A 14,862-nucleotide genomic window follows, 5' to 3' on the forward strand; every position below is an offset into this window, starting at 1 on the left:
CTCATTGTCACAAACGTGACGTTTTTAAAACATTGACGAGATATCATGTATCTCATTTATTTCGCTTGGCTTTTTGTTCAGTTTTCAAAGAACTTTATCGTCGCTTGTTGTTGGCGACTTTTATAGTATATCAAGTGTCTCTCTTTGTGTCAACAACTTTTTTACAATGCTTTTTCTTGAAAGTTTGTTTCGTTGACAACGAATATAAATATACCAAGTTACCGAGCAAAGATCAACATCTTTTTTGAGGAAATAGTTTCCTTTATAAGCGGTACACTCTATTTTACTCAAATAAATCAATCTTAAAGCTGTACAACTAGAGATCTTCTTTTCTATATTACTACATACAAAATCAAAAGGGATCCGCTTAGCGGATCCCTTTTGATATCTTTTAATTAATGTAAGAACGCAAAGAATAGGACAAAGATAACGAATAACACGTACATAATTGGATGAACTTCTTTACCCTTACCTTTTACGATCATTGTTATCGGATAGAATATAAATCCTAACGCAATCCCGTGGGCGATACTATATGTTAACGGCATTGCTACTACTGTTAAGAATGCAGGAACTGCAATCTCAAATCTCTTCCAATCGATTAGTCCCAGCGATGATGCCATTAAGATACCAACGATGATTAAAGCCGGCGCTGTAACTTGCGGTGTAACAACCATAAGTAGCGGCGAGAAGAATAATGCTATTAAAAACAAGCCCGCTGTAACAACTGATGTAAATCCTGTACGCCCGCCTGCTGCAACACCTGATGAAGACTCAATGTAGGCTGTCGTTGTTGATGTTCCTAGAATTGCACCAATCGAAGTTGCACTTGAGTCAGCAAGTAATGCCCTATTTGCACGTGGAAGTTTATTATCTTTTACAAACCCAGCCTGGTTCGCAACCGCATATAATGTTCCAGCTGTATCGAAGAAATCAACAAATAAGAAAGTTAAAATAACTACTAATAATTGAATAGTTAAGACTTGACCCCAACCTACTTCACCAATATAAGTGAATGCCTGCCCAAATGTAGGAGCTAAACTCGGAACTGAAGAAACAATTTGTTGTGGCATGTCAATTAACCCAACGATGATCCCAGCAATAGCTGTTAAGATCATCCCGTAGAAAATTCCACCTTTAACACCACGAACCATAAAAATAACTGTAACAACTAATCCAAAGATTGCAAGTAATGTAGTACTTGCTGTCATATCACCTAGCGTTACTGCTGTAGCTTCATATGGCACAACAATACCCGCACTCTTTAATCCAATAAAAGCAATGAACAAACCGATACCGGCACCAGCTGCATACTTCAATTCAGCCGGAATGGCATTAATAATAATTTCACGAACACCTGATAATGTAATAATAATAAAGATAATACCGGAAACAAATACACCGAACAACGCAATTTGCCATTCAATCCCCATACCAATAACAACGGAAAATGCAAAGAATGCATTTAGCCCCATACCTGGAGCTAGAGCAATCGGATAGTTTGCAACTAGACCCATAATTAGAGTACCGATTGCAGCAGCCAATGCTGTAGCAACAAAGACAGCCCCGATATCCATACCTGTAGCACTTAAAAGATCTGGATTAACAAATAAAATGTAAGCCATTGATAAGAACGTTGTTACCCCCGCAATTGTCTCTCGCTTGTAACTCGTTCCATTTTCCTTAAAACGAAAAAAACGATCCATTGAAAATTACCCTCCTCATTATTGTCTAAAAATTATTCTTCCCAGATTTTCAACAAATCATTTGAGACTATCTCAAAAGTCAGCAAGCGCAAGCGCCCGTTCAACTGCATCAGGACTGGAGCCATCCGTTGAGATAAAGGAAAACACGGCAAACGGTAGTAAACCGATGTTGACTTATCGTAAAGTGGAGAGCGAAGTCCATTAGCCGCTAGGCGCTGGAGCTAAACAAAAAAGCTCTAGGATTTCTACCTAGAGCTTTAACGACAAAAAATCTGGAAGTCACATATACGACACGTCACCCATCGTCCATGTTGACATCCGATCTTTCGTAGTTAAGCTATTTACGGTAGCTTGGTAGAGACTCACGGGCCATATTCCCATGATTATACGATCGATGGTTCTATTGCTATTTCAATAGCATTAGTTTATCAACATAGTAATGAAGTGTCAATAATAAAACCGAACATTTTCTGTTTATTTTTTTATATCGTTCGTGTTATTCCCATTCAATGGTAGCTGGCGGTTTAGATGTAATATCATAAACTACACGATTTACATGTTTAACCTCATTAACGATACGCGTAGAGATAATTTCTAACACATCATAAGGAATTCTTGCCCAGTCTGATGTCATTCCATCTATTGAAGTAACCGCACGAATACCTACTGTATAGTCATACGTTCTAGCATCACCCATAACACCAACACTTCTCATATCAGGAAGTGCTGTGAAGTATTGCCAAATTTCACGATCTAACCCAGCTTTTTTAATTTCATCTCTTAAGATTGCATCTGATTCACGAACAATCTCCAATTTTTCTTCTGTTATTTCACCTAGTACACGAATTCCAAGACCTGGTCCTGGGAATGGTTGTCTCCATACGATTTCATCCTTAATTCCTAACTCCGAACCTAACTTACGTACTTCATCTTTAAACAATGTATTTAAAGGTTCAATTAACTTAAACTTCATATCTTCTGGTAATCCACCAACGTTATGGTGAGATTTAATCGTTTGAGCGGTAGCCGTACCACTCTCAATAATGTCGGTGTAAAGCGTACCTTGAGCTAAGAAGTCCATATCTGTTAATTGAGAAGCCTCTTCTTCAAAGACATAAATAAATTCATTTCCGATAATTTTACGCTTCTGTTCAGGATCTTTAACACCTGCTAGTTTAGATAGGAAGCGCTCTTGAGCATCAATTTTAATAACGTTCATATTGAAACCTTCGCTGAATGTTTCCATAACACTCTCAGCTTCACCTTTACGAAGAAGACCGTGGTCAATGAACATACATGTTAATTGGTCACCAATTGCTTTATGAATTAATACTGCAACTACCGATGAGTCAACACCGCCACTAAGCGCACATAAAACTTTTTTATCGCCTACTAGATCACGAATTTTTTGCATTTCTAGTTCAATGAAGTTTTCCATTGACCAGTTTCCTTCACATTCACATACTTTGTAGACAAAGTTTTCTAACAGTTGGTTTCCATACTGTGAATGACGAACTTCTGGGTGGAATTGTACCCCATAATACTTTCTTGCAACATCACTCATCGCAGCTACAGGACATGATGGGTTTTGAGCATCAACTACGAAACCTTGAGGAGGAGCGATAATTTTGTCTCCGTGACTCATCCATACTGTTTGCTCAAGCGGAAGTCCATCATATAACTTTGAAGGATTTTCGATTTTAATCGCAGCTTTACCATATTCACGGTGTTCAGCCGCTTCTACTTTTCCACCAAAGTGTTGTGTCATTAATTGCATACCATAACAAATTCCTAGGATCGGAATACCTAAATCATAAATGGCTTCATCACATTTAGGCGCCCCTTCGACATAAGCACTGTTAGGTCCACCTGAGAAAATGATCCCTTTAGGATTCATTTTCTTAATTTCTTCCGCTGTAATTGTATTCGGGTGTAATTCACTGTATACACCTAAGTCACGAATACGTCTCGCAATAAGTTGGTTATATTGACCACCAAAGTCTAGTACAACAATCATTTCATTGATGTTCTCCATCATTCATCCACCTTCTATTATGATTTAACTCATAGACAAAACTACGCCTATTCGCCGACTACGAGAATTTTAATTCTCTTATGTAGTAAAGTATAGAAAAAGCTAGAATTCCTTCGTACCTATGCTGCGAAGACAGAATCCTAGCTTACTCTCTAATATCCCGCCTTCATAGTCAGATCATTTACGGTGATCTAGTAGAAACACTTAGGCCTTATCCCTAAGAATATATGAAGGATTAAATTAATAAAATCACGGATATATTTTATCAATCACCTGCAGCATGGTCAAGAACCGATCTTTTTAATTAAATTTTCCCACAACTTCTGATTTTCTTTCCAAACCTCTTTTGCATGACTGTTACCATAAGATACTTTTTCATAGTTTAACGTAATTTCCGTCATATCATTCATCGAATAAAAAGAATCTATTCGAGCTGCAAATTCACGTAACGTTTCACTACGCTTTTTTACTATGCCATTATATCCTAAGAGCCAAATAAGTGAATGGAAGGCTAATTCAAAAGATCTCTCATTGTTAAGTTTTCCATAGCGATAAAGTAAAAATTGAACGAGTATTTTTTTCCGGAACACAAAGGCTATAATCGCTAGTATTAATAACGTTGTGATCACAACAATCCAAAAAGCAAACTGAAAGACCAATCCATCGCGTTTAGGAGAAGTCCCTGCTGCCACCTCTTCTTCTTGAACCTCAGCAAGTGTCTCTTCTACTTCTGGTTCAACGGTTGGGTTTTCCATCTCACGTTCCCACTGAGCTTCTAATTCAGGTGTTTCAAAAACAAAGTTGGAGGCATTATTAAAGCCTTGAGTCGGCTCAAACGGGACCCATCCATGTCCAGGAAAATAAACTTCAACCCATGAATGTGCGTTGGCATTCGTAATTTGATATATACGGTTACCATCCAATAAGTTTTCCACTCTTTCCCCTTGAGTAAAGCCTTTGACCCATCTAGCCGGAATTCCAAGCGTCCGTAACATGACAACCATAGACGTCGAGTAATTATCACAATACCCTTGCTTCGTTTCAAATAAGAACTGATCAACATAGTCTTCATCGGGTCCTGGTACTGCGACATCCTTCGTTTCATATCGGAATCCCGCCATACGGTAATAACGCTCAATTGCTTTTACTTGGTCGTAACGATTGTTAAAGTTCCTCGTGATATCTGCAGCCAGCTCTCCTACTCGGTCTGGTAATGTATCCGGAAGCTGTAAATAAATATTTTGGATGGCTTCAGGATCACCACCTGTCACTTGTCTTAACTTCGAAACTGAAAAATGCGGTTCTAAAAACGTTAGATTATACGACTCAAGATGAATCGGATCATTACCATAATACGTATTCGCTCTTCCTGTATGAGCGTCGAAGAAAACGGAAATATCAATAATCGATCCGATAGAAATATCCGTCGGTTCACCAGCATAAAACACATGTTGAAAGTTTTGATACGGTTCAAATGAAATAGAGGCTTCTACTGTTTTCACTTCTACTTCTTGTTCGAATAATGGATAGTGCATTTCGAATTGTTCTTCCGGCGTCGTTACTTCCCAGCCTTTCCCTGTATAAAAGTCTTTAGATTCTCCGCGCCAATACTGTGCTTGAGGAGTGACAGCTTGGAAGACAGGTGTATCATCATCCTCAAAGCCGCCACCAAGCCTTCCATCATTATTACCGTAACCAATTCGTTGCCGCAGCGTACCACTTCCTTGACCTGTGTCCATTCCAATGGCTGCTTTCATAAACGGTACAGGGTCTGCCCACTGAGGTTCATACTTAGGAGCCGCATATCCGAAACTGCTTGCTACTAAAAGGACAACACATAATGAGGCGATCAAACGGATAGGTAATATATTAGAAAACGTCTTTACGTTTTCACGTTCAATCGTTCGATACAAGGTCATTAATCCGAGAAGTAAAAAACCTACCATAAATATACGCACAATGGAATAAGTCGCATCATACGGTGTAAACGTATCAATCACTGTAATATATATAATCGTAAAAAGTAGGAAGAATAAGATTCTCTTCGCATACACTGTCCAAAAAAACAGTAAATAACTCATGACAGCTAAAAGAATAAAGAATAGTAAACTTCTAAACATATCCGTAAGACCAACCCAATTTCCAGCAACCATCATCATGACATTTTGGGACAAGTCATTTAGAAACAACTCAAACCAGAGTAAGGACAGAAAAGATCCTTCTAAAAACATTAAGTGAAGTCCGTATAAAATAATTCCTAATTTTAAAGGTAATGAGATCCATACTTTCACTTGCATGAAAGTCAATAAGAAGAAAAATAACGTGACGCCTATAAAAAACGTAATATATCCAGTATCTGTTATATATGGTAGAGGCAATAACCATTCTAATAATAGGATATAGCTTAACATATAAAGGAAGAAGTGCCTTCCTTTATGAGCTTTCATATTAGCTGCAACCATAGTCATCACCTGCTTTTCATCAGTTCCGAATTAAACTTTTCATCGGTAAATTGATACACCTTGACTCTTTGCATACGAAGAGACTGTACATACTGTTGATCTTCAACTTGTCCAGAAACCCAGCAAACAATCACTTGAATATTCATAGCTCTTATATATTGGAGCCATTCGTAATCTTGTTGACTTAGCGAAACGGTTACGATTATAATCGTTCCATTACGATAAGGTTCTAACAAACTAGTTTCCGTCGGTAAAAACTGCTCTTTTTCTCCTTGAACCTTTGCTAGATGATAATATAGCATTTGATAATGTTCTAACGTTGTGTCCGGAATTAATACTTCAGTATCGGTTCCAACACTTACAAAACTTAGAGCATTTTGATTTTCATAACAATGTTCAGCTATGGAAGCTGTTAGTTCAACTGCTCTTTCAAACGTTTCCTTCGTGCTTTTTCCAACATACCGATTAAAAAATAAGTGAAACGCTTCCCCTTGTGACGTTTCAAATTCCTTCGTCATCAGTTTCTCACTACGAGCAGAATGCTTCCAATCAATACTTGTTAACCGATCGCCTGGAATATAGTGACGAACACCCGCTATAGACAGCTCTTCTTCTAACGAATGAGCAAAAGAAACACTTTCTCCAAATCCACCACCCGAGTTTACACTCCAACTCTTCAAAGATTGATAGTGAGGAAAGACAAGAATAGTTGTTTCAACACTTACCGTCTTCTTCCGCTCAAAGAAACCAAACATATCGCCAATGACAACTTCTATCTCACGGAAGCGATGCTCTCCCCTCGGCAGTTTTTCAATCGTATATTTGAAATCAAGCGTTCTTTTAAAAGACAGAAAGAAAAGAGCACTATTATTCACGTCACTACTTACCTCTAGACCTTGAGTAAGTTGGTCCTTCACTCTGACAAAGCAAAATGGATGAATAAGTTTATTTTTCACAAACACTTCTACCTCAATATCATCATAGGCTCTTAAGGTGTCTGCGCTCAACGTACGATAGGCGTCAATGCGCTGAAACGTAAACAAGAAGACACTAATTGATAATAAGCTAATCACGACGATACTATAAAATAAAAACCAACTAACAAATCCACCCTGGAACATCGCATAGGCAAAAAGAGTTATGTTTAACAGTAGTAGAAATAAAGGTTTTACACCCTTTTTAAGAGAAGAAAGAATCAGCTTCATCGACGAGCTGCTTCCTTTTTAGCCGTAGGAACCGGAATTTTATCTAACATATTTTTAATGAGCTGTTCTGAGGTCATTTTTGCCATGCTCATATCTGTTTTTAAGAGAATTCGATGTGAGAATGTATATGGCGCTAATAGTTTAATATCATCCGGAATGACATAATCTCTACCTTGTAAGAAAGCATACGCTTGAGCCGCTTTCATAATGGCTATCGAGCCACGCGGACTCACCCCTAAACGGATCCCCCGATTCTCACGTGTTTCATTGACTATACTTAAAATATAATTTTTTACTAATTCATCAACAAAGATGTCCTTTACTTTTCGTTGGATCTCAAGGACTTCTTCCAGTGATAAAACCGTTTCGAGTTTTTCAATCGGATGCCCTTTTTCAATTCTTTCTAGAACATCAAGCTCTTCTGCAAACGAAGGATATCCCAGTTTTAATTTAAATAAAAACCGATCTAATTGTGCTTCTGGTAAAGGATACGTACCTGCATATTCAATTGGGTTTTGAGTCGCCATCACAAAGAACGGTTGTTTTAAGCGAATCGTTTCCCCATCAATCGTCACATGACCTTCTTCAAGAGATTCGAGCAGGGCTGCTTGAGTTTTCGGCGACGTACGGTTAATTTCATCTGCTAAGACGATATTGGCCATAATTGGACCTGGACGAAACTCAAAACTCATTGTTTTTTGGTTGTATATTGAAACACCTGTCACATCAGAAGGGAGCAAATCTGGTGTAAATTGTATTCGTTTAAACTCAGCACCTAAAGTTTTGGCGATCGCTTTAACCATCATGGTTTTTCCAACGCCAGGAACATCTTCTAATAGAACGTGCCCGCCAGAAAGCAAGGCAACCATACTTAATTCAACTTCTTTTCGTTTACCAACTACTACTTTTTCAATATTATCTAATGCTTCCACAAGCCGATCTCTTACGTTAGACATAACAGAAAACCTCCATTTTCAATAACAACCTATCAATCTTATCTTAGCATGTTCAAATTCTCACGCTACTATCTTTCATTTCCAATTTTACTATAGTCTTAATCATATAGGCGAATAATATTAGGGTATTTATTATAAATTTAAAATTAAAAAACAACTTTAAATAGAAGAGTTTTTTAGAGTGCTATCTTTATTGTACTAGGATTAATTACTCTTCTTTTGGAAAGAAAAAAAAGCCGTTGATATACAACAGCTTACGAAAGTTAAGAAGAACGGATCCCTGATGAAGCATAACTTTGAATCATCTTTTGTAAATTTTTATGTGACTCTCTTAATTTAACCGTTTCATCCATTATTCTTTGAAAACCTTCCAAATCTTTATCAGATGCATTTAACACAGACTTTGGAATTCCTTCTGCAATTTGTTGTAAAGATAAATCTCGGCTCACGACAATGACCACCTTCCTATTCTTTTCTTGGACCTGTGATTTTGCCCTGTTAATTATTTATGGGTGGAACTGAATTTCTCCTGCAAACAATACCTAATATTTATCTACACTTAACACCACAATCACTGAAATATAGTAAAGATCATTCCGCATTTAACAAAAATCGACGGAAATCCACGCATGAAAAAGCTATATGTAGAAAAATTTTTATATGGTAGCAGGCACCTTTAATACAATGCAGTATTAAAGGTGCCTGCTACCTCGATGACACATGACAATAGCCCCTGCCTTGGATTTGCAAAGCAGGGGCTTTTTTGACACTTGATCGCTTTTATTAGAATAGGAATGATTAACACTAATCCATAAATAGATAGATGGATAGAGCTAGAACCAGTTGATAGGTTGAGGTTTAAGGTTTTGGAATATATGCTTTGTTTCTGTATATTCTTCAATACCAATTCTTCCTAGTTCGCGTCCAATACCAGACTGCTTAAATCCACCCCATGGTGCTTGTGGGAAGTAAGTGTTGTAGTCATTAATCCAAACAGTACCCATACGCATTTTTGCTACACAGCGTTCAGCTTTTACAATATCGGTTGTCCAAACACCACCAGCAAGCCCGTAGATAGAGTCATTAGCAAACTTAACTGCTTCATCTTCTGTACGGAATTTCTCCACCGTAATAACAGGTCCAAAGGCTTCATCTTGAACAACCTTCATGTCTGTTGTACAGTCTGTAAAAATAGTAGGTAGGTAGAAAAAACCATTTTGTAGTTCTGGATTTTTTGGACGGCTACCACCAACTGCTAATGTAGCACCTTCTTTAATACCTGTTTCTACATACTTTTCTACTTTTTCAAGGTGGTCAGCTGAAATAAGTGGGCCCATTTGTGTATCTTCGTCAAATCCGTTTCCAATCTTAAATTTTTTCACTCGCTCAACAAGTGCGTTAACGAACTCATCGTGAATACTCTCTTCTACAATAAGCCTTGTACCTGCTGAACAAATTTGTCCTGCATGGAAGAATACACCGTTTAATGCTTGGTCAACAGCTGTCTCAAAATCAGCATCCGCAAAGATGATGTTAGGGTTTTTTCCCCCAAGTTCAAGTGCAAGCTTTTTCACATTTACGCTTGCGGCTTGCATAATCTTCTTTCCTGTTACAAGTCCACCAGTAAAGGAAATAAGGTCAACATCAACGTTGCTAGCAAGCTCAGCACCAACTGTATGCCCCGCACCTAATACTAGGTTAGCAACTCCAGCAGGCACTCCTGCCTCTTCCATTAATTCGAATACTTTAATCGTAGTAAGAGGTGTGATTTCACTTGGCTTCATAATGAGTGTGTTACCTGTAGCTAATGCTGGAGCCAACTTCCACGATGCCTGTAATAATGGGTAATTCCAAGGTGTAATTTGACCACACACTCCAACAGGTTCACGGACTACTTTACTAATAGAGTTAGGAACTGGAGAATCAATTAGGTCTCCGCCATCTTTATCTGCAAGATCTGCATAATAGCGAAATACTCCAGCGATATCATCCATGTCCGCACGGCTTTCCTCCACTGTCTTACCAGTATCTAAAGATTCCAATGTAGCAAGTTCTTCTTTATCTCTTTCTATTAACTCAGCAATTCTCCTTACGATAGCCCCTCGCTCGATTGCTGGAGTAGAAGACCAATCTCCTTTATCAAAAGCTTCTCTTGCTGCAGAAACAGCAAGCTTTGTATCCACCTCATTCCCTTCTGTTACTTTAGCAATGACTTCCTGATTAAATGGGTTTATGATCTCTCGAACTTCTTTTGTTTGAGATTCAACCCATATTCCATTAATAAACATCCTTTTTACGTTCATTTATTTGAACCCCCTTACAAAGATTAACTTTGTTTTAAAAAAAATTAACGTTTTGAATGATTTTAACTCTAACATAACCAAATAAAAATTGTAAACTAAAAAACTATTGAGGTTTTCAAACAAACCAATACTTTTTTAAATATAGAAAGTTTTTTAATAAGCAAGTAAATGTGACAACAAATTGAACCTTTCCATTTGACATAATTTTTATTTACGATATGCTAGTAATTATAAAACGATCAAAACGTTCAAAATAAATTTAACAAATTTAATTCGCTAAACAGCTAACCTTGAAGGGATTTGATAAATGTGACAGATAAAAATATAGAAGAGAAACTAGAATATGCGAAAGATTTAGTAATCAATTCTATCTCAGAGACAATGGATTTATATGGCGTAACCCCTTCTGTCGGCAGGTTATATGGAGCAATGTTCTTTCATCAACATCCTATGACACTAGATGAAATGAAGGATGAATTGGGAATGAGTAAGCCGAGTATGAGTACCGCAGTTCGAAACCTGCAGGAAAATGAAATGGTTCAGAAATCCTGGAAAAAAGGTTCAAGAAAAGATATGTATACTGCTGAAAAAGATTTCTTTAAGAACTTTATTCATTTCTTTTGTAAAAAATGGGAAAAGGAAGTCCATGTAAACGAAGAGGCTTCCTTCAAAGCACAAAAACTTCTTATGGAAATCATAGAAGATCCAGAGGCCTCCTTAGAAGTTAGAGAATCGGCACAGTCTTATTATAATTCTATTGAGGAATCACTAGTTTACTACAAATGGCTCGAACGACTTGTGAATTCCTGTCGCTCAGGTGAAATTTTTGAGTTCTTACCGAAGGAAGAGACAAACGAGGAAAAAAAGTAAAAAGTATTTCATTCTTTTAAGGAGGTGGTAGTTAAATACCACATCACCAATGGTTTTTTCTTAATATTGCGACAAGAGACGTGTAGAAAAGAAGAACACAAAGGAGATTATTGTATGAATTTATTAATTAGAAATAGGATTAAAAGAATTTTATTAACATTGATAGTATCTAGTTTATTTATTTTTACTGCAGCATGTGGAAACCAAGAGAGTGGCTCAAATGCTTCTGGTAATAATCAAACGATTACGTTTGCAGATGCAGGTTGGGATAGTATCCGTATTCATAACGCTATCGCTAGTACAATTATAGAAAATGGATTTGGCTATAACACAGAAGTAATTCCAGGATCTGAAACTGGTTCCTTATTAGGAATTAGTAATGGAAGTATCGACGTTTACATGGAAATTTGGACTGGTAATTTCTATGATCAGTACAGAGATGCAATTGATCAAGGGGATATTATAGAGCTTTCCGTTAACTTCAGTGATACAAGTGAAGGTCTCTATGTACCTACCTATGTGATTGAAGGAGATCCTGAAAGAGGTATTGAGCCAATGGCTCCAGACCTAAAGTCTATTCATGACCTTCCAAAATATTGGGAGTTATTTGCAGATGAAGAAAACCCGAGTAAAGGAAGAATTTATGGTTCAATTCCTGGTTGGGCAGCAGATACGGTATTAGAGGCAAAAATGGTCAATTATGGTTTAGATGAGTATTTTAATTACTTTCAACCAGGCTCTGATACTGCATTAAATACTTCACTTATCCGTGCGTATGAAAGAGGAGAACCTTGGGTTGGGTATTATTGGGAGCCGACTTGGATTTCTGGTCTGTATGATATTACCCTATTAGAAGATGCGCCGTATAACGAAGAAGAATGGTCAGATGGGTATCGAACAGAATTCCCATCTCAAAGATTAACTATCGCTGTGAATAATGAATTTACAGAACAAACACCAGATGTAACTAATTTCTTAAGTAACTATGAAACTAGCAGTGAGATCACAAGTAATTTGTTAGCACACATGGAACAATATGATGCAACAGATAGAGAGGTTGCTATTTGGTTCCTGGGTGAATATGAAGACTTATGGACGACTTGGGTAGACGAAGAAGTCGTCGAAAAAGTGAAGACAGCAATTCAGTAATCTTGAAATCACCTGACTAATTAAGTTTAGTTAGGTGATCTCATACAACAAAGAGTTATTAATTCTATTGAGGAGGTGCAGGTTGCATCTTTCTACCTTGCAACTATAAAAGATGAACAATTTCCCTGAATTTCTTGAATTTAGCTTAGGTAAATATATTGAGCTATTTGTTAAATGGTTAGATACTAATTTCTCAGCATTTTTTGATGGCATTGGTGCTCCGTTATTGTGGGTAATGGTTAACATCGAAAGCTTTTTATTATGGATGCCATGGTGGTCATTCTTAATTGTTATTATTCTTTTAGGATGGCGTTTTACCTCACTTGGTGCAGGTATCATTTACGCACTTTTACTTATCCTTGTGGGCTCGTTTGGTTATTGGGATTTCATGATGATGACCTTAGCTATTGTTCTTGCTTCTGTCTTTATATCGTTACTTATTGGCATTCCAATTGGAATACTCATGGCCTATAGTAAAATAATTGAAACTATTATGAAACCGATTTTAGATGCAATGCAAACCATGCCAAGTTTCGTGTATTTAATTCCAGCCATGATCTTATTTGGTTTAGGAAAGGTTCCCGCCGTGTTTGCCACTATTATCTATGCTATTCCTCCTGTAATCCGATTAACAAACCTAGCCATTAGACATGTATCTAAAGACATGGTCGAAGCAGCATATTCTTTCGGTTCTTCCCCCTGGAAGGTTCTAACAAAGGTTCAATTACCACAAGCACTCCCTACAATTATGACAGGAATAAACCAGACTACAATGATGGCATTAGCAATGGTAGTTATTGCTTCTATGATTGGTGCACAAGGTTTAGGTATGGAAGTTTTAATCTCCATTAACCGAGTCGATATTGCAAGAGGTTTTGAAGCAGGTCTAGGTATTGTTATTTTAGCAATTATAATGGATCGAATTTCACAAGGCATCGCAAAGAATTCAAAGGTACCAGAATAAAATGAAAGTAGGAGTTCGATTATGACTGAAAAGGTAAAAGTTGAAAATTTAACGAAAATATTCGGACGAAATCCGAAATCGGTAATAAAGAAATTAAAACAAGGTGTGTCAAAAGAAAAGATATTAAAAGAATCAAACCATACTGTTGGAATTAACGACGTCTCCTTTTCCGTGAATGAGGGAGAAATCTTCGTTATTATGGGGTTGTCCGGAAGTGGTAAATCAACCTTGATAAGATGTTTAAATCTATTAAACAAGCCTACGGATGGGAAGATTTTTGTTGATGGCGAGAATATTATGGATTACTCCAAACAGAAGTTAAGGGAGTTTAGACAATCCAAAATAGCCATGGTATTTCAGCACTTTGGGTTATTTAGTCACCGTAATGTGATTGATAATGTGGAATATGGTTTAGAGATAAAGAACATAAGTAAAGAAGACAGGTTGAAGAAGGCGCAACAAGCTCTGGTTAATGTAGGTCTAGCAGGATGGGAAGATAAAATGCCCCATGAGTTAAGTGGAGGAATGCAGCAACGCGTTGGGTTAGCAAGAGCACTAGCTACTGAACCAGACATTCTTTTAATGGATGAACCATTTAGTGCCTTAGATCCTCTTATTAAAAGAGATATGCAGTTAGAATTGATGGAGCTCCAATCAAAATTAAAGAAAACGATTATTTTTATTACGCATGATATTAATGAAGCGTTTAAAATTGGAGACCGCGTTGCCGTAATGAAAGATGGACAAATGGAACAAATCGGTACCCCCGAAGAAATCATTGAGAAGCCAAAGAGTGAGTACATTAAAGATTTCGTAAAAGATATTGACCGTTCCAAGGTTTTACAGGCGCAGCATGTAATGTTTAAAACAAACGCTGTCGTGTATCTAAAGGAAGGGCTCAAAGCAGCTGTAAACGAAATGCGTACAAATGGTATATCCAGTGTATTTGTTCTTGATAATTCTCGTAAACTCCAAGGACTGATTACGATCGATGATACCATTAAAGCGATTAAGGAAAATAAATTAATAAAAGATATTCTCATCGAAGACTATTTTACAACTAATACAGAAACTTATTTACAAGAACTAATTCCTAAAGCAACTCAATCAAAATACCCTATTGCTGTAGTTGACGATGAAAACCGTTTTGAAGGAATTATATCCCGAGTTTCCGTGTTATCTGCTCTAGTTTAATAGGGATAATAAAATTTC

The 14,862-nt window shown here is 37.2% G+C and carries 11 protein-coding genes and 2 riboswitches; of the genes, 4 read left to right on the forward strand and 7 right to left on the reverse strand.

Annotated elements, in window-relative coordinates; all coding sequences use genetic code 11:
* Positions 1 to 395: 395 nt before the first annotated feature.
* The 7 genes from AC2VNP_RS05970 to betB form a co-directional block, all read right to left on the reverse strand.
* Complete coding sequence (locus tag AC2VNP_RS05970; protein ID WP_486916469.1) at positions 396 to 1,706, reverse strand: NCS2 family permease; 1,311 nt, start codon at positions 1,704 to 1,706, stop codon at positions 396 to 398.
* Positions 1,707 to 2,015: 309 nt separating this feature from the next.
* A riboswitch (purine riboswitch) is annotated at positions 2,016 to 2,117 on the reverse strand.
* Between the two features lie 85 nt (positions 2,118 to 2,202).
* Positions 2,203 to 3,741, reverse strand: a complete 1,539-nt coding sequence (gene guaA / locus AC2VNP_RS05975) for a glutamine-hydrolyzing GMP synthase (protein ID WP_486916520.1) — start codon at positions 3,739 to 3,741, stop codon at positions 2,203 to 2,205.
* Between the two features lie 149 nt (positions 3,742 to 3,890).
* A riboswitch (purine riboswitch) is annotated at positions 3,891 to 3,992 on the reverse strand.
* 33 nt (positions 3,993 to 4,025) lie between these two features.
* Positions 4,026 to 6,203 (reverse strand): transglutaminase TgpA family protein, encoded by a 2,178-nt coding sequence (locus AC2VNP_RS05980; RefSeq protein ID WP_486916470.1) that lies wholly within the window; start codon positions 6,201 to 6,203, stop codon positions 4,026 to 4,028.
* Between the two features lie 5 nt (positions 6,204 to 6,208).
* A complete protein-coding gene (locus tag AC2VNP_RS05985) occupies positions 6,209 to 7,408 on the reverse strand; it encodes a DUF58 domain-containing protein (RefSeq protein ID WP_486916471.1) in 1,200 nt (399 codons plus the stop codon).
* On the reverse strand, positions 7,405 to 8,364 hold the full coding sequence (locus AC2VNP_RS05990) for an AAA family ATPase (RefSeq protein WP_486916472.1): 960 nt from the start codon (positions 8,362 to 8,364) through the stop codon (positions 7,405 to 7,407). Before AC2VNP_RS05990 ends, AC2VNP_RS05985 begins: the two co-directional genes overlap by 4 nt.
* A gap of 263 nt (positions 8,365 to 8,627) precedes the next feature.
* Positions 8,628 to 8,813, reverse strand: coding sequence for a hypothetical protein (locus tag AC2VNP_RS05995; RefSeq protein WP_275120801.1), 186 nt, complete (start codon positions 8,811 to 8,813; stop codon positions 8,628 to 8,630).
* A 384-nt stretch (positions 8,814 to 9,197) separates the two neighbouring features.
* A complete protein-coding gene (gene betB, locus AC2VNP_RS06000) occupies positions 9,198 to 10,667 on the reverse strand; it encodes a betaine-aldehyde dehydrogenase (protein WP_486916473.1) in 1,470 nt (489 codons plus the stop codon).
* 309 nt (positions 10,668 to 10,976) lie between these two features.
* Here betB and cudC point away from each other — a divergent pair, with 309 nt between their 5' ends.
* The 4 genes from cudC (at position 10,977) to AC2VNP_RS06020 (ending at position 14,844) form a co-directional block, all read left to right on the forward strand.
* Positions 10,977 to 11,537, forward strand: a complete 561-nt coding sequence (cudC, locus tag AC2VNP_RS06005; RefSeq protein ID WP_486916474.1) for a choline uptake/conversion transcriptional regulator CudC — start codon at positions 10,977 to 10,979, stop codon at positions 11,535 to 11,537.
* A gap of 114 nt (positions 11,538 to 11,651) precedes the next feature.
* Positions 11,652 to 12,686, forward strand: coding sequence for an ABC transporter substrate-binding protein (locus tag AC2VNP_RS06010; RefSeq protein ID WP_486916475.1), 1,035 nt, complete (start codon positions 11,652 to 11,654; stop codon positions 12,684 to 12,686).
* Positions 12,687 to 12,798: 112 nt separating this feature from the next.
* Positions 12,799 to 13,650 (forward strand): ABC transporter permease, encoded by an 852-nt coding sequence (locus tag AC2VNP_RS06015; RefSeq protein WP_486916476.1) that lies wholly within the window; start codon positions 12,799 to 12,801, stop codon positions 13,648 to 13,650.
* A gap of 21 nt (positions 13,651 to 13,671) precedes the next feature.
* A complete protein-coding gene (locus tag AC2VNP_RS06020; RefSeq protein WP_486916477.1) occupies positions 13,672 to 14,844 on the forward strand; it encodes a quaternary amine ABC transporter ATP-binding protein in 1,173 nt (390 codons plus the stop codon).
* Positions 14,845 to 14,862: the final 18 nt, after the last annotated feature.

The sequence above is a fragment of the Alkalihalobacterium sp. TH-98 genome (genome assembly GCF_057473385.1).

Excerpts from the sequence above, each read along its gene's own strand:
- AC2VNP_RS05980 (WP_486916470.1), bottom strand. The coding sequence starts at position 6,203 with ATGGTTGCAGCTAATATGAAAGCTCATAAAGGAAGGCACTTCTTCCTT.
- AC2VNP_RS06020 (WP_486916477.1), top strand. The coding sequence starts at position 13,672 with ATGACTGAAAAGGTAAAAGTTGAAAATTTAACGAAAATATTCGGACGA.
- guaA (WP_486916520.1), bottom strand. The coding sequence starts at position 3,741 with ATGGAGAACATCAATGAAATGATTGTTGTACTAGACTTTGGTGGTCAA.
- AC2VNP_RS05970 (WP_486916469.1), bottom strand. The coding sequence starts at position 1,706 with ATGGATCGTTTTTTTCGTTTTAAGGAAAATGGAACGAGTTACAAGCGA.
- AC2VNP_RS05990 (WP_486916472.1), bottom strand. The coding sequence starts at position 8,364 with ATGTCTAACGTAAGAGATCGGCTTGTGGAAGCATTAGATAATATTGAA.
- AC2VNP_RS06015 (WP_486916476.1), top strand. The coding sequence starts at position 12,799 with ATGAACAATTTCCCTGAATTTCTTGAATTTAGCTTAGGTAAATATATT.
- betB (WP_486916473.1), bottom strand. The coding sequence starts at position 10,667 with ATGAACGTAAAAAGGATGTTTATTAATGGAATATGGGTTGAATCTCAA.
- AC2VNP_RS05985 (WP_486916471.1), bottom strand. The coding sequence starts at position 7,408 with ATGAAGCTGATTCTTTCTTCTCTTAAAAAGGGTGTAAAACCTTTATTT.
- AC2VNP_RS06010 (WP_486916475.1), top strand. The coding sequence starts at position 11,652 with ATGAATTTATTAATTAGAAATAGGATTAAAAGAATTTTATTAACATTG.